The sequence below is a fragment of the Natrinema gelatinilyticum genome, assembly GCF_024266705.1.
GTDB lineage: Archaea > Halobacteriota > Halobacteria > Halobacteriales > Natrialbaceae > Natrinema > Natrinema gelatinilyticum.
Genome location: NZ_CP100757.1, coordinates 604,238 through 623,009, shown reverse-complemented (window position 1 = coordinate 623,009; position 18,772 = coordinate 604,238). Strand labels below are relative to the sequence as shown.

Below are 18,772 nucleotides of genomic sequence, written 5' to 3'. Positions count from 1 at the left end.
TATCGGACGACTAGGTTAGGCCATGACAGTAGTTAGCCAGTTGAACGGGACAGTACTGCTCCGGCCGGCAAAGGCTGTGACATTTGAAACTCAGTTTCGCTGGTTTCGAAACCAGCGCGTTACCCGTGATTTGATCCCGATGTATCGCTTTGCCATGATTACCGCTCCATTCACGCGTTGTCCGACCTCTTCGGGAACGGATCCGAACACGAGTTGTTGTAACAGTCCTTCTCGAGACGACCCGACGATCGTTACGTCGTGGTTCTCGGCTCGTTCCACGATCGTATTCGAGACGTCGTCACCCTCAATGGTCTCGGTTGTAACATCAACATCCTCGAGTACGGCTGCGGTTCGCTTGAGGATTCGCTCCGCCTCATCAGCCCCGGCCTCCCCGGGCGCGGTGACGTAAATCACTTCGACGGTCGCGTCCGTCGAATGGGCGATCGCCCGTGCGACTTCGGCGGCGAACTGGGCGTGGGGGCCGCCTGCAGTCGGCACGAGAATCGAATCGATGTCGTCTGTGGGGCTCATTCGCTTTACGAGGACGTCACACCGCGCCTGGGTCACAACCTGGTCGACATTGCTCCCGAGGACGTAGTCGGTCCGGTGACTCCGACCACGCCAACCCATTAACACCAGGTCGATCTCGTCCTGCGAAACCGTATTTAGGATCGCCTTCCCCACGTCGTGACCGATTCGGACCGTGCCGCTTACGGGAATATCGTGTTCGGTTTCTGTTGCGTAGGTCATCGCCCGTTCGATGACGTCACGTTCGGGTGCGTCGAATTCTCGTCCTTCGGACAGTGGTGTCTGTCGAGGGACTTCCACGACGCTCACCACCTCGATCTCTGCGTTCCGCTCCGCTGCAAGATCGAGCGCGGTTTTCATCAATTGATCGACGCTATCGGGATTTGAGATCGGGACGAGAAGCCGCTGATCCCGCGCACGACGCTGCGTTGCCGGTGCCTGCTCCGTGGCCACGGTCGGCGTCTCTTCCTCGAGTTTTTCGATTTCTTTCCGCTCTGAGTAGCCGTAGTAGACACCGATGCCCAACACCATCCAAATGATGGTAGTGATAAGTGCGATAAACCCGTGTGAATCCGGGCCAAGACCGAGTTCCAAACCGAGCGCGGAGAGGAGGAACGGCGTGAGCAGGAGCTGAAGGAGGATACCGATCAGTGGCGGCCACGGCATGTAGGGTACCTCGAACGTGCGCGGAAGATCCGGATGGGTCTTGCGCATCTTGATGACCGTCCAGTTGACTTGGACGAAGAGGAGAATGAACATAATGTCTGCCGAGGCGGCGACCGCCTCTATGGGCAGTGCGATGGCCATCAACACGATGAGTAACGTCGAGAGGAAAATCGCCCAATGTGGCGTCCGCTTCTCGGGATGGATACGGTCGAATACCGCGGGAAGAGCCCTATCCCGCCCCATCGCGAATGAGACACGAGAAGAGGAATAGACGGTCGCGTTCAACGCGCTCATCGTCGCCGTCAGACCGGCGACGAGCAACAGCGGGACGCCGTACGGAACGAATTGACCGGCGGCTTCTATGATACCGAGTTCACCGAGGTTTCCGAGCAGGCGCCAGGTCGGAGCGTCACTGGCGACGTTCGCATGCGCTGCCAGTTCGGGACCGACGCTGATGCCGCCGAGCGCGGCGAACGAGACGAGTATGTAGATCGGTACGACGATCATCAACGAATAGAAGACGGCTTTCGGAACGTTCTCTCCGGGGTCGACAACTTCCTCGCCGGATTGAACGATGATTTCGTATCCTTCGAACGCGATATAGGTGAATCCCATCGCACCGATGACGCCGATAACGCCGTTTGGGGCGAATTCAGGGTGGGCGACGAACTTCGCCGGCCAGTTCGGCGTATTGATCGTCGCGAGGATACCGAACCCAACGAAGACGGTCAGAATGATTACCTTGATGCCCGTCACGACGACGCCCGCTTTGCCGGTCTCCTCGGCACCGCGGTAGTTGATGTAGGCGAACAGGCTCACCACGACGACGGCGAGTAGCTTCTCAAGCAGAAGTCGATCGAAGACTCCAAACAGGACGAACCCCTCTGAAAGGAGGCCCGAATAGACGACGAATTCGGTTACGAAGACGCCAAACGTGACAGCGTACAGTGAACAGGCGACGGCGTGGGCAAACCAGCTCATCCAGCCAGCGAAGAACCCGTTCGGGTCGACGAGCGCTTCCTTTACCCAAAGGTACCCCCCACCGGCTTCGGGAAAGGCGGCCCCCAGCTCCGCATACGAGACGGCCGTAAATATGGCCACGAAGCCGTTCAGAAGAAACGCCAGCGTAAGTGCCGGTCCGGCCAGGCCGGCAGCGAAGCCCGTCAGGGCGAATACGCCGGCACCGATCATCGCCCCGACGCCGATGAAGGTGATGTCGAAGAGGCTCATGTCGCGCGATAGCTCCGTCTCGACGTCGCTGTCGGACTCAGGCGCTACTGTCGGCTCTGAGTCCGCTGTACCGTCCGTCATCACCTAGGACTTGAGGAAAGAGCCCAACTAATGTTTCGGTTACTGATCGGGAGTTTCAGGGCAACAGTATACCACCACATTTTCTTCCCGTTGTACCCGATACATTCACTCATGCTCGAGTCACTGCGAGGTCGATACTACTCGATCCGCCGCCACGCGCGACGTCTTAAACGACGGGAATTGAAATCGTTGCGGCGGTGGCTCGAAGATACCGAAAATCTCCTCCACTTCTCCGCGCTCTTCGTCATCCCCGTTCTTATTGGATCGATCACCTGGCTCTCGAACGCTTCCCCGATCATCTCGTTTTTTGTCTATCCCCCGCTCGCATCTGGTACGTACACGCTTTTTGCAGATCCTGACGGGAGATACTCCACACCACGGAAGTTCGTTGGTGGAATGACGACAGGCGCGCTCTGTGGGTGGTTTGCTCTCGAACTGACGGCTCGTTTCCTTTACATTGTACCGCCGGAGCAGTTTCGGGTGCACGCCGGTGCGGCAGCGCTGGGGATCTTACTCACCGGTCTTTTGACCTGGATGCTAGAATTCGAGGAGCCGACGGCCTTTTCGACGGCGCTGCTGATTCTGGTAACCGGATCGGAGAAGCTCACGTACGTGGTGGGTATCGTCGTCTCAAGTATCCTCGTCGCGAGCATCTTCGTTGTCTGGCGACGGCACTTCTACCGTGAGCGTTCACGGTACCTGTTCCAGTCAACGAGCGGTGACGACAAGGTACTCGTTCCAGTTCGCGGTGATGACACTGTATCACTGGCGTTGTTCGCCGCGCGACTCGCCGCGGCTCACGAAATGGGAAAGGTCGTTCTCATGCAGACGGTAAGTGAGGATGCGATTCAGGAGACAGCGGACCGAATAGGATCTACGGTGTCCCCGACCGAGAGTGACGGTGTTGAGGGGCAAACTCACGATATTACCAGTAAAGCAGAGGAGCAGATCACTGACCGAGCGCTCCAGCGCCTCGACCGTCTTTCGGAACGGATCACGAGCGAGGTGGATGTTCCCTGTGAATACGTCGTAGCAGTCGATACGGGCCCGGCAGGAAAGACGATTTTACAGACGGCCGGGACAGAGAACTGCGACTTGATCTGTGCACCCTACGAAACGGACGAGGGCGTGCCTGCTCAGTTCGTCCGGACGCTGCTCTCAGGGACCATCGATACCGTCGTGTTTCGCCCTTCAAGCGGCCGTACCGAATGGCAGCACCTCCTCGTGATGGTTCGCTCGTCTGGCCAGCTAGCCAATACGATGTTGGACTTTGCACAGCGCCTCGTTTCGGATGGGGGGACCATCAGCGCCTGTTCGTGTATCTCGAAGCACGGTGAGCGACGGGCAACTGAGATACTTCTCGAGAACGTCGTCGAATCCCTTTCGGTCCCGGTCGAGACGCGGATCGAACACGGATCCGTCGAGGAGTTCCTCACACGCAACGCCTCTCACTACGACATCGCCATCGTTGGCGCGAGTACCGATCGAAGTGGTCCATCCCGTTTCATCTTGTCGCCAACCTACGAGCGTGTCTACGAATTGGAGTGCGATCTAGCCATCGTTCATCGCGGATAGTCTATGTTGACGAGTGACGCTGTTTCACCGTACGTTTGAATACAACGATAGACGAGGGGTGAGAACGCGGTGCTTTTCATCGAATCACTTTGGCCTGTCGACCTCACTTCTATTGATTTACTTGCACGGCAGACTCCGCCATCGCTATCATAGAGGTGTGATTTTACTCGATTCGAGCCTATCCACCCATTGTGAACATTTATTACGCCCTCGGACGTATGCTATAACATGACAAGCGAAACCTTACTGTACAGTTCGTTACTCCTTAGCATGGTTCTCGGCGCAGTGATTGTCGTATTTGGAATATTCTACCAGAACGGTATCGGAACACTGGCAGCTCTAGGTAGTGTGTTTATACTACTGTGTGTTGGCGGATTAGCTTATCTCGCAACCGAAACCGAAGTACCGACCAAGACTGCATCCCCAGGTACTGGATCGTCAAGCAAAGAATCGGAACAAGTGAACAGAGAAAAAAGCACCTGAAATTTTCCATAATTTGTTTGATCGAACTATTTTAGCAAACGTCAGGAGCATCGGTGAGTTCTCTATGGCATCAACCGGCGCCGTAAATTGTCTGTGGATAAGGGGCGAAAATCGTTGTGCATTCGGGTTGAGGCGGCAACAACTACCAAATCGAATTTCGTTACGTTTAGCATCGTATCGGCCGATCATTTCCGTAACAAAGTGGATCAACTGCCGGCACTGGAATCAGAGCATGAATACGAACAGTACTACTAAAATGACATCCGTGTTTGAGTCAATCGATGGCTGAAAATACCGGCAACACTAGCTGTAGGACTTCCAGACTCCGTTGGCTACTCTCGAATTTCAAAAACCAATCCACCTCGGATAGAAAGACGAATATCGAACTGACTGTCACCGATACAATACAGTCCATAGAAAAAGAACAGTGGAATGCGATCGTCCACCGTTCAAGCCGAGGCAGTGTATTCCATCGGTACGAGTGGCTCAATGCGGTCGAGACTGGTCTAGACTATACGCCGAAGCACTTAGTCGTCGTCAAAGACGGGAATATGATCGGTGTGATGCCAAATTTTGTCGTGGAAATCGAAAAGACACCACTCAACCGTCTCTCGTCACTCTACCCTGGTTTCGGCGGGCCATTACTTCCGACAGACACGAACGAATCACTCGATCGCGTACTAAGGGCCATTCCGGATCTGTGTCAGGGACGGACAATCGTCCACCAGATCCGCGGACTCGACATGAGTTACCTGCGGTACAACGACATTTTCCAGTCACTTGGCTATAAGTCGCATCGACGGGAATGTCGATTCCTCCTCAATCTCACGAAAGGATACGACGAAATCCTCGCAGATATGAGCCGGACTCGGCGGCGAGGAATCGAACGTGGTAAGGATGTCGACTACGAAATAGTTGAGGAGGAGATCACGCCGAAAAAACTACAGCGGTTTCACCGGACCTACCAGCGCGTCATGAGTCGCGTCGATGGGGTGACCTACCCCGTTTCGTTCTTCGAACAATTGCAAGCGATGGATGAACAATTGCTTCTGTTAACGATTCGGATCGACTCCGAGTACGCTGGGGGGATGCTCGAATTACTCGACGAGGAACACGACTCGATACACGGCTTTTTTGCAGCGGTTCCCGAGGAGTATTTCGACGATCATGCGTCTGAACTTCTTTATGACCGCGTATTTCGGTGGGGGATTGAGCACGGCTACGAGACGTATGACTTCGGGAGCACGAACACGAACTTTGAGGACGGCGTCTTCCGCTTCAAGGAAGCTTTCGGCGGTCGAGCTGAACCGGTCCTCGTCTGGGAGCGAGGATGTAGCCCTCTCTGGCCACTGGTGAAAACTGGTCGGAGGCTGTACTGGCCATATTACACGTCATGATCCTAATCGGAGCAACCTTCATCAGCGTCGGTTTGATCTTCGCCTCTTGTATCAACGATTTCCACGCGTTCAACCTCGTCTTCAATTTCGCCCTCTTCCCGCTCCTCTTCCGTGCATTGTATCCGATGACGAACTTCCAGTCTGTGATTCGGTACGTGACGTATTCAACCCGCTCACGTACGGCATTGACGGACTGCGCGGCGTACTCGTTCGAGGGGGAGTGACGTGGTTTAGTCGGCTGACGAGAATCGAGGGATCACTACGTCTGAGGATTCAGCGGTAGGACCCCTGAAGAGCGCAGGTGGGACAGCGTATGCCTGATCGGGGTACCGGTTGCGTATCACAAACCGAAACGGCGATTAGAGTCGACGCCGTTCCGAGTAGGCTAACTCCAAAATAACGAGTGCGAGGAAGATTCCGCCGACGTAGTAGAACATCGTCGGCTGTGTTCGGAGGTAATGCCAGAGGATCAGCGGGAGGAACGCGACGGTCCCGACAAGTCCGATACCGGGAATCAACGGGGATCGGTCGATGTCAGAATCTCGAAAGCAGATGTAATTAACTGTCCCGAAGACCAGGGCGAATGCAATAGACGCGAACGACGTGATTTCCTCAAGTGTTCCGAGCGCCGTGAAGACGGCTGTAAGGCCGGCGATGATGATCAAACTCCACGTGGGTACCCCATTCTTGTTCTGAAACGAGAACAGCTGTGGCAGCGCGCCCTCTTTCGCCACCTTGTGTGCAAGTCGTGCTGTGCCAAACAGCGTCGCGTTGATCGCCGACGTGGTCGAAAACAGCGCAGCGACAGCGACGAGAACGAACGCTGCCCGTTGGATCAGCGGATCGGCAAAGAGCATGCTCGCCGCAACAGCGAGGACAGTCTCCTTGGATTGGAGTATCTGCTTGGGGGATAATACTGTCGTCGTCACGAACGCGACGAGGACGTAGATCACCGTCGAGATGGCGATCGAGAGGTAGATTCCCCCCTCCATGGTGTCGATGCCGCCTTCAATGTCGGTGTATTCGTAGGAGAGTAACTGGAACCCCTCGAAGGAGACGAAGATGGCACCGATGCCCACGATCGGTGCAAGCAAACCTTTGGAGAAGATGCCACCGACAAACGGCTGGGCGCGGTGGCCGACAAAGATAGTCCAGAGGCCGACGAGTCCGAACGCGAAGAGGATAGTTACCTTAACATAGACGAGGATGTCCTGGGACTCGCCGCTCTCACGTACGCCCATGAGATTGATTCCGGTGAACATGACGATGATACCAATCGATAGTGCTCCTCGCAGCCACGTGCCGGATGTACCCACGAGAAGATCCGCCGCGAAAGATCCGAACGCGAAGGCGTACATCGCCATGGTTCCAACGTAGCCCACAATCAACGTCCATCCGACCAGCCCTGCGACGTTCTCGTTGCTAGTATAGTGTTCGACGAAGGTGAATGAACCACCCTCTTCGTCGAGGTGGGCCGTGAGCCGTGCATACGAGTATCCCGACGCCATTGCGACTCCTCCAGCAATCAGGTACGCAAGGAACGCGGCATTACCGGCGATTTCGGCAGCGACTCCGAGTACCGCGAAGATGCCACCACCGATGAGCCCGCCGACCCCCATGGCGACGACCTCTCGGAGACCAAGTTGTTCCGACATACTAGATGTGGGATTTCGATTACCGCATAGAATCATTTGTTCGCTCGAGGCGTAAATGCTCTGGAAGGCGCAGAATCACGAGGAGGTGGGTGGCTCAGACGGCGACTCCCCCACACCACGTGTTCAGGCCGCTACTCCGAGCAATGGCGACGGCAGAGTATCCCGACGAACACGTCCAGAACATTCAGGTCAATTGTTGAATCGATGGGGGGTGACACGGTGATCGCGTCAGGGAGAGTCTACACCGTCAAACCAGATACCGGCAGCGAAGGGCAGCTCTCTTTCCGAGAGGAACTAACAGGAGGGTTATACTTCGGGCGGTAGTAGCGAATCTCATGGCGACCGAGACTACGAATAATGAGTATCGGTACTTCCCAGACTCGCTTCGTGAACTGTGCTGAGTCATGGACGAGCGGAGTGAATGCCGGTGTGGTAACTGAGTGAATAGGAAATAGAATCCACGGATGAGGAGAAGTGAAGTAAGAAGGCTGAGATACGCTGTTCTAGGCGAATGCTGTTGCTCACTAGGAGCTTGCCCAAGGCCGCGGGCTGGCGTCAGCCCGCGGCCAGCGCGTATGCTTCTGGCACACCGACGCCGTTCATCTCGACCTCCCAAGTCCGCTCTAGCTCTTCCTCTAATGCATGCCTGATCCAGTCAGAGAAGGTTTTAAACGTGAATTCCTCGGGCAGGTCGCGCCCGCCCCGCCGGGGGCGGGCGACGACCGCCCATCGAAGCACAAGCCAGAGGTTCTCCAACAGAAATCCAACCAGGACGAACGCGAAGCGGATAATTGGGTCTTGTGTCGTCGTTACCACTCGTGCTTGGCGAAATACACGGTAGCTCGTTTCGATCGCTGACCGTTTCCGATAGAGTCGTTCGACTTGTTTCGGCGTGCGATCGGCCAGATCGCACGCCACATAGCCTCGAACGACCTCGCCGCTTTTCCCGCGATCTCCGGCGTGATACGACACAGCGACCGCGAGCGGGAATTCCAGTTCCCGCTCGCGGCCTTTGTACATCCGATAGGTCGTCATGTACGAGCAGTGCGTATCCAGCTTCTTCCTCATGCGCTTGCCCTTCTTTTGGACGGGAACGACAGTCGCAGCAATCTCCCGTGAGCGGCGCAGAATACGTTCGTTGTAGAAGCCACGATCTGCCAAGAGCAACTCTATCTCGAAGGGATAGGCTTCGACGCGGTCGAGGACGCGCTCGACCGCATCGGCCTCTTTCTCATCACTACGGACGTACGTCATCGCCAATGTCACTGGCTTTCCGTTCGAGACGAGATACGCCGTGCAGTACCGGTGGCACGTCGTTGTTCCGTCTTTTGCGTGCATGCGGCAGAGTTCACCTTCTTCATCGGCGTACGTTCCGTGGTAGGGGTTATCGACGAAGTCAATGGAGACGATCCTCGACCGATCAGGGTCGAGGATCGTCATCGCCAACTCCTTGAGAAGGCGGTTAGCAACCCGCTCAAGCCACTCTCGGTTGAGCGTATGTAGCCAGTCCATGACAGTATCGTCACAGGCAGCGTTGTCGTTGTCCTTGCACGTCTCCCAGATGGATGTCTGGTTCACTGCTGCAAGAACCACGACAGCCCAGATATCGCCGGGATCGAGGGGCGAGCCCTCGATCCCTGGCAAAGGGAGCTGGCAGATGACGTCTTCCGCTAAATCTTTCACGTCCGAGTCCGAAAGAACACCGTCTGGCTGAGGGGTTTTGAACACATTCACTCAACCAGACATCTTCCTCATCAGACCCACGCTTTAGCTTCAGCTCTCACACCAGTCGGGAAGTACCGAGTATGAATACTTTTGCAATTGGATTTTGATACTTAGGTAATGGGATCACGCCGAACAGAGATTAAGCGTCACCTGCCAGAGGAAGAGATTGATGAGTTACTGCGAGAAGCCGAAGACAAGCACCATATTCGACGAATTGGTTTTGTCAAGAATCTCTATCAAGGCGATACAATTCCAGAGGCTGCCGATCGAGAAGGCCGATCTCCAGCCACCGGGACCCGCTGGACGGAAGATTGGAATGATGGTGGCTTCGAAGAGCTTATGCCGAGTTTCGGGGGCGGCAGACCCCCGAAACTCGACGAAGACTAACAAGAAGAGCTGGTTGGGATGCTCCGTGAAGATCAGCCCTGGAAATCACAGGAGATTCAGCACCTCCTCCAGGAAGAATTCGGTGTCCAGTACAGTCCAAATTATCTCGGTACCTTTCTTCGGAATCTCGGGCTCTCCTACGCAAAACCACGGCCAAAGCGTCCGCACCAGCCAGAGAATCCAGACGAGATCCTCGAAGAGCGCGTCGTAATGAGTGACGGAAGTTATGGGCATAGACTGAGACGGGCGAGTGATGGGAGGAGACCGGCGAGGCGATCTTGTTCGTCATCTAAGTGAGCAGGAGTTGGATCGGCTGCTGGACGAAGCAGACGATCCAAAGATCATCAAGCGACTCACCTTTGTCAAACGTCTCTACAAGGGAGCAACGTACGAGGAAGCAGCCGACGACGTTGGCAAATCTGCGTCGACTGGAAGTCGCTGGGCGCGTCGATGGAACGATGGCGGACTTGGTCAGTTGACACCGAACTTCGGGGGCGGAAGGCCCCCGAAGCTCGGTGACGAGGAACAAAAGCGTCTTTTAGAACTTCTCCGGGAGGGGCAACCCTGGAAAGCACAGGAAGTTCATCAGCTCTTGGACGAAGAGTTCGGTGTAGAGTACCATCCGGATTATCTCGGTCGATTCCTCCGGAATCTCGGACTGTCCTACGCTAAACCACGTCCAAAGCGCCCCTCTCGGCCAGAAAACGCAGATGAAATCCTCGAAGAACGCGTCGCAGACGCGTTCGACGAGGAGACAGAGACGGCACATAACAAGCGTCCTGATGATGAGGACGAAGGATGGGTCCTCGACGACGATATTTGCACGGATGGGGGAACTGTCGTCGGTTTTTGTGATGCTTCGCATCCACAACCATACGACAATTCGCATCGACTGTGGTACGTTGATGATCCGACACTGGAACGACCGCTGGTGAAACTTGATGCTCTGTAGGATCGCTAGACGGCGTCGCCTCAATCTCGTTATCTTCGTAGAAAGCGAAGAGACGGATTACTTTGGTATCCGAATTCCGTCTCCTCACCCGAGAAATCGTTGCGAAAGCTAAAAACGTTGTCGAGAATCCGGACGAACCCGCCGACCCCGTAGGGGGTGGCGGGTTCGCCGAATGGGCGATGCTCACGTTGCAAGCACTGCGGATCGAACTCGGGAAATCCTACCGCCAGACAATCGATCTGTTGAGCGAAATGCCCGGCATTCTCGACGAAATCGGCCTCACGCGGCTTCCGCATTTTACCGTCCTGCGTGACTGGTTTGAGACTATCTCGATGGAGACCTATCGTGCGTTTCTCGGCGAATCAGCCGAGAAACGCACTGGCCATGCCGCGATCGACTCGACTGGTTTCGACCGCGACCAGCCCTCGCGGTACTACGCGACGCGAAAACACTACCGCGTTCGCTCGCTCAAAGTCACTGCCCTCGTGGACGTGAAAACGCTGTACGTCTACGATGTTCACTGTACGACCACGAAAAAATGATGCGAAGATTGGTCCGCAGGTCGCTCGGCGAAACGCCGAGGACCTGCGGTCATTGGCCGCTGACCGTGCTTACGATGGAAAGCCATTCCGAGACGATCTTCATCTTGATCGCATCCGACCGTTGATCAAACACCGGATCTACTCCTCGCTCGACCGGGCACACAACGCCCGGATGAGCAGCTGCTGGTACAATCGCCGCTGGATGGTTGAGACTGTCTTTTCGTCGATCAAGCGCACGCTCGGCTCCGCCGTGCGTGCGCGAAGCTGGCACCTCGAATTCCGCGAGATGGTGCTCAAATGTGCCGTCTACAATCTTCGTCGAACAGTTAGATATCCGTAGAATCAACCGCAGTGTATCGGTTTTCGACCGGCGGTGGCATTAGTGAAAACGCCGAAATCAAGCTTCGTCTAGCGATCCTACGAAGCAAAACTTGACGAACCAGCGGTCGGATGCTATACGCTCACCGGCGAAAGTGTCCTGACGTTCCCTGAAGATCAATCGAAAGAGAACATCTGTGCGCTATTGGAGCAAGTCCGCGAGCAGAATCCGGGAACACGGATTCTGCTCGTCTTGGATAACTTCTCGTCTCACATCTGTGAACACACGCGCAAGCGCGCACATCAACTCGGTATTGATCTCGTCTTTCTTCCGGTCGGCTCACCGCACCTCAACCCGATTGAACAGGTCTGGAAAGTACTCAAACGCACTGCCTCGCCAATCGTGGTGGCGAGCGAGAGCGCGTTCCGAACTCTCGCTCGCCGTCTCTTCGACACCCTTACCGATCGACTCGGATTTGCCAAGTCCTGGATCGATCAATTCCTCAGTCCATATTTGCAAAAGTTATCTTGATCATTATGACGCGCTCGACGAGGACGATCAGCCACACAACAAACGCGAGGGTGAAACTGACGACGGCTGGGTCGTTGACGAGGAGATCTGCACCGATGGCGGCACCGTCCTCGGCTTCTTTGACGCGTCAAAACCACAGCTGTACGATAATTCGCGCCGGGTGTGGTACGTGGATGATCCTCATATCGAACGACCGCTCGTCAAGATGGAAGACTCGGCTGTCGGGTTCTACGCACTCAACGGTGAGAGCCTCGTCACGTTCAAAGAAACCGAGGAGAAAGAACGGATTTGCGAGGTCTTAGAGAGGATTCGCGAGCAGAATCCCGGCAAACGGATTCTGCTCGTCTTGGATAAGCATGGGTCTCATATCTGTATACACACGCGCAAGCACGCCCATCACCTTGGGATTGATCTGATCTTTCTCCCACCAAGCTCACCGCACCTTAACCCAATCGAGAGGGTCTGGGACAACCTCAAGTGGACGATGTGTCCAATCATCGTTGACGATGAAGATTGGTTCAAAGATCTCGTTCAGGAAATATTCGAACAAATAACACAGCGTATCAGCTTTGCAAAGAAGTGGTGTCAGAAGTTCCTTGACTTTCAAAAGTTATCTTAGTCATTAACTCGCCGCAAGGCCGTCCTCGGTGTAGCGTTTCCGGACGCGTCCCACTGTGCCGGGATGACAGCCGACGGCTTCACTGACCTGCTGGTCAGTCAAGCCGTCATCCGAGTGCAAGAGACACCGTGCACGTGTGAGTTCCCGCGTTTTGTACGTGCCCGCTGAAAGCATCGCATTCAGCTCCGCTCGTTCATCGGCAGACAGATCGACAGAGTACTGTTGTGTTCGTGGCATGAGTTACTCCAGAGAATTTCTGAACACATCCTAGAGGCGCTCTACGCAAATAAAGCTAGCATTTCAGGGCTGAAGCCGCACTAGCTGCGCTCGGCGGCTTGTTTATACTCGTGTGCGTCGGGGGGCTCGTGTATCTAGCGACCGAGACCGAGGCGGAGACTTCCTCGGGAACCGAAGCAGAGTCGACATAAGAATCGGAACACATTCAGGAACGTAATACCAGTTGAACGTGGTAGTTAGTCACCCGCCGAATGATGTCGCCATGCGAAGAATCGTCAGTGACCGATCGCTGACATCGATCGATAAACCGGACCGGTTTCGGGAAGCCGACGAGTAGCGACTATCTGCTGAGGCGCTCCCCCGAATGAGGCCATTCCGGATTCCCTCTACTCAGGCCATGGAATGGTTAACTGGCACCGGCAGAGCGAATGATATCACAGATGACGGGCGTGAAAACGACCATATATGACCGATTATGGAAAGTTCTCTCACCGAGAATTTCGTCGGTACAGTACGACGAGAACGATCATGAGTACCAGTTGGACCGCTTTGTCGATGACTCCAATTGCCTCGTAGATCTGCGGCCAATTGAGCACGAAATACATAACAAACTGAATCGCTGTAAAGACGAAGCCGGCGATGTAGATCGGTTTCTTTGGGACGTTGACGAGGAGAAGACCGATCCACATGAAGAAACCAACTCCGGCAAGAATAAAGAGTATCGGAAGAATTCCTTCCCCCAGATCCTCGTACCCCTCATAGAAATGGATTAGCCCTGATATCGTTGCGAGAACGATCGCCGCGTAATCTAACGATTCAAGGCCTTCGTTCTGGGGGAATGCCGCTCTCGTATCTGTACTCATATGCCTGGTACCACAGACATGTTCAAAACTGGTCGGGGTACAGTCGCCAGGAGTTGATATAGTGGACCGAATAGGATTTTCTCCAATAATAAATTCACGTTCAAAGAGCGCAGGAGATGCAACTGATTCAGCGTAACCCTCCTCGTTGTGCGGTCATTCGTCTTGCTTATCTATAGACTCATTTCCTGTTGATGATTTGGTTGAATGTCTAATTCATGCCATATAGATAGTGTCGGTTCGGTTATGGGCCAGCCATTCACGTCGTTACGGTCCTGAATAGGTACTGATAAGGTGGACTCCAACTCGATAAACTGCCAGTGCGCCAATCAGTAGGGAGATTCCCGAAAGGGCGAGCGCAGTTTGCCGCGATGCGCCAAGGTGGACGAAAAAGCGAGGATCATTCCACACCCACGCGACAAGGGAGAATGCGTCACTGGGGGTAGCGATGGATGCTGAGATCAGCAGAAGACCAACGGTAATTCCAACAACACGGACTGTCCGCAAGGTCACTTGCGCGGCGGCAATCGGATTTGCTCGGATCCACTGGCGGTTTGACCAGACAATCACAAACAGGCCGGTAAAACCAATGATTTGCAATGCGAGGGTCATGGGCCGGGCCCATAGATATCCAAGATTGAAGGTCAGAAGCGCTATCGTGGCTTCGAACGCACGTCTGAGGGGTGTCCCTGCACGTGTTCCCATAAAAACAAGATATGTAATACTCGTGTTGAACGTGAGGCATCCGAGTGCCGAGTAGAGTGTAAATCGGCGGATGTCCATCGACGCCATTCCAGCAGGAACCGAAATGAACGCGCGAACGAACGGGAGAAGTCGTGCCCAGAGGACGATGGGCTCCCCCCAGCGGACAAACAACTGTTCCCCACGGTCAATGTCAGATTGATCGAGATATATAGCCACCGTACACACGAAGTGCGCGTTCGGTGTTTCGCCCGATCAGATAATACGCCACGAGCGAACCCACTACTGCGCCAGCGGTCGCAATTGTAATGAATATGAAAAACGTCAGTATATCAGAGACCAGAAGCGAGATTACTACGGGGAGTACGACTTCGCTCGGGACGAAGTGAAGTAGCATGGATGTTTCGAGGACCATGTAGACGAAGACGGCGACGAATCCATAGGTCGCTATAAACGCGAGTACCTCGTTCGTTAGCTGACTCTCATGAATCATCGCTTAATTGGGGATGGAAGTTCACCCGTACCTTTCGCTTCGAACGCATCTTTCGGAATCGCCGATTCTCTCTACAGTGGACCGAAGTTGGGACACCATCACGTTAATACCGCATAGACTTCGAGGGAAGGAAGTCTAATCTGTTTGTAGATGTCCTCTTTCGGTTCGGACGTGAACGCCATCCGTTCTTTTTCAGTGCGTCTGGAAGGATCGATTGCGCCATCATCGACGTATGTTAGCCACTACGATTCCCCTTCAGATAGAACCATCTGCAAACCACCAATGAGGTTTTTCACCGTCCGGAACCAGTCGGTGGATACTCACCGTGCGGTAACTAATGGGAAACGATCTCTTGGTTCGCAGAGCCGTTCCCTCGCCGCCTCGAGCGTACTGGGACGAAAAGCGATCACATTCGGCTTTTCAATTTCGAATAACACCGCACACACTGGGCTCACGCGCGGTTAATCGCAGAAAACGATCGCAGACGCCTCGAGACACCTATTAATCGTCGTTCGCCACGATCATGCCCTGATAATTATACCCCACCTGCTACAGTTTGCAAGCCCCAGTTTTATTCGAGCGGTTTTCGATACGTAACTTCGATGTACGAACGCATTCTCATCCCGACTGACGGAAGCGAAAATGTGGTCCATGCGGTCGAAAATGGAATCGCAATTGCAGAACAATTCGGGGCAACAGTGTATGCCTTTGCAGTTGTCCCGTACGTCGTCACTCGTGATCACATCCGATACGACCCGGAAGCTGTGGCAGAACGAGGGGTCGAAGATATTCAAGAGCAGTGTGATAAAAAAGGAATCGACGTCATCACGGAGGTCCGAAAAGGAGAACCCTTTGAGGAGATTTTGGCTTATAGCGACGAAAACGACATCGACGTCATCGTGATGGGCACGCATGGAAGAACCGGACTAGACCACGTCCTCATCGGGAGTACTGCCGAGCGGGTCGTAAGGCACGCACCGATACCTGTCCTGACGGTTCGATCGAAGGAGTAGTCAAACGCAATAGCTATACCGTACTACATCCCTGTCCCACTACTTTCCACCGCGGAAACGGTCAAATCTTCCCCTATATCGCACCCGATTTCCGCATAATATCAAAGCAGTCGCTCATGTTGTGGAGTACATGACTAGTAGGTCCCAGAGTCTGTCGGTGGCTAACTCATGTTGATACCATACACTATACTCCACCGTTGGTAGTCTGGAGAACTACCTGCTGAAGGGGTTTATTGACCTGGTCGTTGTGCATTGTCGGTGAATGGTGCGGAAACCCGCGAATTCGCCTTCTATCCGTCACGTTCGTGGCCTTTCTGAAACGGAAGTGGCTGAGAGAAGACGGCGCGACGGTCCAAACGTCCTCCCGGCACAGCGGCCTCCACCGGCTTGGCGTCTGTTCGTCGAACAGTTCATTCACTTCTTCGCAATTTTGCTCTGGGTGGCGAGCGCGCTCGCTTTCGTCGCTGGGATGGGTGAACTCGGGATCGCCATCGTCCTTGTCGTCCTCATAAACGGTCTGTTCGCGTTTGCACAAGAGTATCGCGCCGAGCGTGCGGCCGAACGGCTTCGAGACTTACTTCCAGAACGGGCCAGAGTCCGACGTGACGGGGTTACACGCGAGATTAATGCGACTAAAAAACCAGGAAAAATGATGAGTATTTCCGGGATCGCCAAGAGGAGGCTTTCTTGAGTGGCCATTACTGTACCCGTTACCAACCCGCCGGTGACGGAAACAAGTTCGGACGCCAGGATATCTCGAAAATCCTGATCGAGGAAGTTCATCATTTTGGGTAGTTGCGTCTGACGAACGGTTCGTCCATGGTGTGTGCGATGCGACTCGTATCGTTACTGTTGCTCAATTCTGGATCAGATCCACATCGATTGCTTTCATCGAGCAATACCTGATGTTTTTGGCAACCAAATATTGAGAAATCTACATTGCCCTCATGACGGTACGTAAGGATTTTGCAGGGCGAGGAGCGATCCCGCTCTTCTATGATGTACGGAATTACAAGGACATCGTTGAGTCCGTTTCTATTTGCCTCTGATGTAGGGAATAACACCAGACGTCGTGTCGATCCGTTGCAATCGGTTCCCAGGACTCGACTCAAATCACCGAGAGACGACTCGATGATAGGAGGCGGAACGTGCGCTCGACCACCCAGTCGGCTCTTTCCGTCGTCTCGAGACTCGTTTGTCGTCTTCATCGCCATTATAGACCGTAGGGCATGGAGCGGGATAATGCTCGAGTGAGTTTCATAGGCATGTCCGTTATCATGATCAGTGTCGATATGATGCAAGGAAGATGAGCATGAGGACAGACTGGTGAATTCTATCATTCGTCCGTCGTGTTTCGTCGAGAATTCCAGTGCTGCACCTTCCGTTCGTGCATTGGGACCCGTCCGTACCCGTCTACCGTCGTCAAAGTCGGCCAGTATCGTCTTGTCACAAATCCGTACCAAAGTGTCTTTTTCCTCAACGGTGTTCGTTCGCTGTCAATGATCCCGAACGACGATCTCGACGCGGCGTGGTTACGGGCGAAGATCGGGTGGTGGGCCTTGGCACTCACACTCGCTGTCGTGTTGATAGTCGTGTTGGGAGACTACCTCGGCTGGTTCGTGTTCGGAATATTCCTCTACTACATCGCTCGTCCACTTTCGAGAACGTTGCAACGCCGTGGATTTTCATCGGGAATGTCTGCCGCCGTAACGCTCGGACTCGTCGTCCTACCGTTTGTGACAATCTTAGCCATCATTACGACGTTGGCGTTCATACAGTTCGCGACGCTAGAGCTGGCCGACTTCGAGCAAATTCTCGAATTACTCTTTCCGAACCCCCACCCAGACGATTTACCAACGACAGTAGCCGAACTGTATCCGATTGCGGAGGATCTCGCTACTGACCCGACAGTTACAACGGTTGGGCTGTGGGTTCGCGGCGTTCTCGAGCGATTTCTGACGGCCACGTATCTTGCCTTCGTCACGTTTGTGTTTGCCTTCGTTCTCGTTCGCGACGAACGACGGCTTATCGAATGGGTCCGGACCGATTTTATCGCCGAGGAGTCTCCGTTAGATCTATTCCTTTGTCAGATTGACGAGGGATTAGAGTCGATCTTTTTCGGGTACACGCTGACGATTTTCGCAATCATGCTTTCGGCCGGCGGTATCTACCTCCTCCTCAACGCAATCGCGCCATCGGGGATCGCGATTCCACAAGTTCTATTGCTCGCTATTATTACCGGACTCGCATCGATTATCCCATTCGTCGGCAGGACTGTCGTCTACGTTGTCATTATCGGCTTCCTCGCCGTACAGGCGATTCGAACGGATCCGACTGCTCTCTGGTTTCCTGTCGTTTTTTACGTCGTTATGGGCGTTCTGTACGATGGCATTATCCGAACGTACGTGAGACCACGTCTTTCTGGACGGCTGTTTCCAATGAGTGTCGTCCTGTTCGCGTATCTCTTGGGACCGGTGACGTTCGGATGGTACGGCATCTTTCTAGGTCCCATCATCATGGTCGTCACGGTTGTATTTATCCAGCAACGACTCCCAACGTTGCTCTATAGTGACTCGGAGGTGTCTGAATCAGACATTGACGAGTTATGATGGCAGACCGGTGGCGACGAAGGATGCGTTTCGAATTCGTGTTGGTATACGATATCTCCGCTCCTTCTTGCATCGATCGCATTGCTCGAGACACACTTCGATTAGTGTCATTCAGCGCATGGATGAACGAGCGTTTTGTGGATGTGCCTAAAAGTGATTGCTGATGCC

General features: G+C 54.2%; 12 protein-coding genes and 6 pseudogenes. 11 read left to right on the top strand and 7 right to left on the bottom strand.

What is annotated here, in order from left to right; translation table 11 throughout:
• Positions 1-90 precede the first annotated feature (90 nt).
• Entirely contained in the window at positions 91-2,505 is a 2,415-nt protein-coding gene (locus tag NJU76_RS20955; protein ID WP_254533745.1) for an amino acid permease, read from the bottom strand.
• Positions 2,506-2,616: 111 nt separating this feature from the next.
• Between NJU76_RS20955 and NJU76_RS20950 the strand changes: the two genes are divergently transcribed.
• The 3 genes from NJU76_RS20950 to NJU76_RS20940 all read left to right on the top strand — a co-directional run bounded on the left by NJU76_RS20950 (position 2,617) and on the right by NJU76_RS20940 (position 5,960).
• Positions 2,617-4,080: an HPP family protein gene (locus tag NJU76_RS20950; protein ID WP_254533744.1), complete on the top strand. Its 1,464-nt coding sequence runs from the start codon at positions 2,617-2,619 to the stop codon at positions 4,078-4,080.
• Positions 4,081-4,308: 228 nt separating this feature from the next.
• Positions 4,309-4,563, top strand: a complete 255-nt coding sequence (locus tag NJU76_RS20945) for a hypothetical protein (protein WP_254533743.1) — start codon at positions 4,309-4,311, stop codon at positions 4,561-4,563.
• Between the two features lie 281 nt (positions 4,564-4,844).
• Positions 4,845-5,960 carry a lipid II:glycine glycyltransferase FemX gene (locus tag NJU76_RS20940; protein WP_340681262.1) on the top strand — a complete coding sequence of 372 codons (1,116 nt, stop codon included), beginning with the start codon at positions 4,845-4,847 and terminating at the stop codon, positions 5,958-5,960.
• A 359-nt stretch (positions 5,961-6,319) separates the two neighbouring features.
• Here NJU76_RS20940 and NJU76_RS20935 read toward each other — a convergent pair whose 3' ends face one another.
• Positions 6,320-7,615, bottom strand: coding sequence for an APC family permease (locus NJU76_RS20935; RefSeq protein WP_254533741.1), 1,296 nt, complete (start codon positions 7,613-7,615; stop codon positions 6,320-6,322).
• A 555-nt stretch (positions 7,616-8,170) separates the two neighbouring features.
• A complete protein-coding gene (locus tag NJU76_RS20930; protein ID WP_254533740.1) occupies positions 8,171-9,343 on the bottom strand; it encodes an ISH3 family transposase in 1,173 nt (390 codons plus the stop codon).
• 114 nt (positions 9,344-9,457) lie between these two features.
• On the opposite strand from NJU76_RS20930, the pseudogene NJU76_RS20925 reads away from it, so the two are divergent.
• The 5 pseudogenes from NJU76_RS20925 to NJU76_RS20905 form a co-directional block, all read left to right on the top strand.
• Positions 9,458-9,934 (top strand): annotated as a pseudogene (locus NJU76_RS20925) (IS630 family transposase); the annotation flags it as partial.
• 46 nt (positions 9,935-9,980) lie between these two features.
• Positions 9,981-10,670 (top strand): annotated as a pseudogene (locus tag NJU76_RS20920) (IS630 family transposase); the annotation flags it as partial.
• 71 nt (positions 10,671-10,741) lie between these two features.
• Positions 10,742-11,561, top strand: a pseudogene (locus tag NJU76_RS20915) (IS5 family transposase).
• A gap of 87 nt (positions 11,562-11,648) precedes the next feature.
• A pseudogene (locus NJU76_RS20910) lies at positions 11,649-12,071 on the top strand (IS630 family transposase); the annotation flags it as partial.
• A gap of 7 nt (positions 12,072-12,078) precedes the next feature.
• Positions 12,079-12,690 (top strand): annotated as a pseudogene (locus NJU76_RS20905) (IS630 family transposase); the annotation flags it as partial.
• Positions 12,691-12,693: 3 nt separating this feature from the next.
• Here the strand turns inward: NJU76_RS20905 and NJU76_RS20900 are convergent.
• The 4 genes and pseudogenes from NJU76_RS20900 to NJU76_RS27170 all read right to left on the bottom strand — a co-directional run.
• Positions 12,694-12,927 carry a helix-turn-helix domain-containing protein gene (locus NJU76_RS20900; protein WP_254533739.1) on the bottom strand — a complete coding sequence of 78 codons (234 nt, stop codon included), beginning with the start codon at positions 12,925-12,927 and terminating at the stop codon, positions 12,694-12,696.
• A 488-nt stretch (positions 12,928-13,415) separates the two neighbouring features.
• A complete protein-coding gene (locus NJU76_RS20895) occupies positions 13,416-13,790 on the bottom strand; it encodes a DUF7475 family protein (RefSeq protein ID WP_254533738.1) in 375 nt (124 codons plus the stop codon).
• Between the two features lie 264 nt (positions 13,791-14,054).
• Positions 14,055-14,399 carry a hypothetical protein gene (locus NJU76_RS20890; protein WP_254533737.1) on the bottom strand — a complete coding sequence of 115 codons (345 nt, stop codon included), beginning with the start codon at positions 14,397-14,399 and terminating at the stop codon, positions 14,055-14,057.
• Positions 14,400-14,507: 108 nt separating this feature from the next.
• A pseudogene (locus NJU76_RS27170) lies at positions 14,508-14,708 on the bottom strand (DedA family protein); the annotation flags it as partial.
• 876 nt (positions 14,709-15,584) lie between these two features.
• Between NJU76_RS27170 and NJU76_RS20885 the strand changes: the two are divergent.
• The 3 genes from NJU76_RS20885 to NJU76_RS20875 all read left to right on the top strand — a co-directional run bounded on the left by NJU76_RS20885 (position 15,585) and on the right by NJU76_RS20875 (position 18,604).
• On the top strand, positions 15,585-15,995 hold the full coding sequence (locus NJU76_RS20885) for a universal stress protein (RefSeq protein WP_254533736.1): 411 nt from the start codon (positions 15,585-15,587) through the stop codon (positions 15,993-15,995).
• A 262-nt stretch (positions 15,996-16,257) separates the two neighbouring features.
• A complete protein-coding gene (locus tag NJU76_RS20880; RefSeq protein ID WP_340681261.1) occupies positions 16,258-16,686 on the top strand; it encodes a cation-transporting P-type ATPase in 429 nt (142 codons plus the stop codon).
• A gap of 808 nt (positions 16,687-17,494) precedes the next feature.
• Positions 17,495-18,604 carry an AI-2E family transporter gene (locus tag NJU76_RS20875; protein WP_254533735.1) on the top strand — a complete coding sequence of 370 codons (1,110 nt, stop codon included), beginning with the start codon at positions 17,495-17,497 and terminating at the stop codon, positions 18,602-18,604.
• Positions 18,605-18,772: the final 168 nt, after the last annotated feature.

Coding starts and splice junctions, on each gene's coding strand:
- NJU76_RS20955 (WP_254533745.1), bottom strand. CDS start 2,505: ATGACGGACGGTACAGCGGACTCAGAGCCGACAGTAGCGCCTGAGTCC.
- NJU76_RS20950 (WP_254533744.1), top strand. CDS start 2,617: ATGCTCGAGTCACTGCGAGGTCGATACTACTCGATCCGCCGCCACGCG.
- NJU76_RS20945 (WP_254533743.1), top strand. CDS start 4,309: ATGACAAGCGAAACCTTACTGTACAGTTCGTTACTCCTTAGCATGGTT.
- NJU76_RS20940 (WP_340681262.1), top strand. CDS start 4,845: ATGGCTGAAAATACCGGCAACACTAGCTGTAGGACTTCCAGACTCCGT.
- NJU76_RS20935 (WP_254533741.1), bottom strand. CDS start 7,615: ATGTCGGAACAACTTGGTCTCCGAGAGGTCGTCGCCATGGGGGTCGGC.
- NJU76_RS20900 (WP_254533739.1), bottom strand. CDS start 12,927: ATGCCACGAACACAACAGTACTCTGTCGATCTGTCTGCCGATGAACGA.
- NJU76_RS20895 (WP_254533738.1), bottom strand. CDS start 13,790: ATGAGTACAGATACGAGAGCGGCATTCCCCCAGAACGAAGGCCTTGAA.
- NJU76_RS20890 (WP_254533737.1), bottom strand. CDS start 14,399: ATGACCCTCGCATTGCAAATCATTGGTTTTACCGGCCTGTTTGTGATT.
- NJU76_RS20885 (WP_254533736.1), top strand. CDS start 15,585: ATGTACGAACGCATTCTCATCCCGACTGACGGAAGCGAAAATGTGGTC.
- NJU76_RS20880 (WP_340681261.1), top strand. CDS start 16,258: ATGGTGCGGAAACCCGCGAATTCGCCTTCTATCCGTCACGTTCGTGGC.
- NJU76_RS20875 (WP_254533735.1), top strand. CDS start 17,495: ATGATCCCGAACGACGATCTCGACGCGGCGTGGTTACGGGCGAAGATC.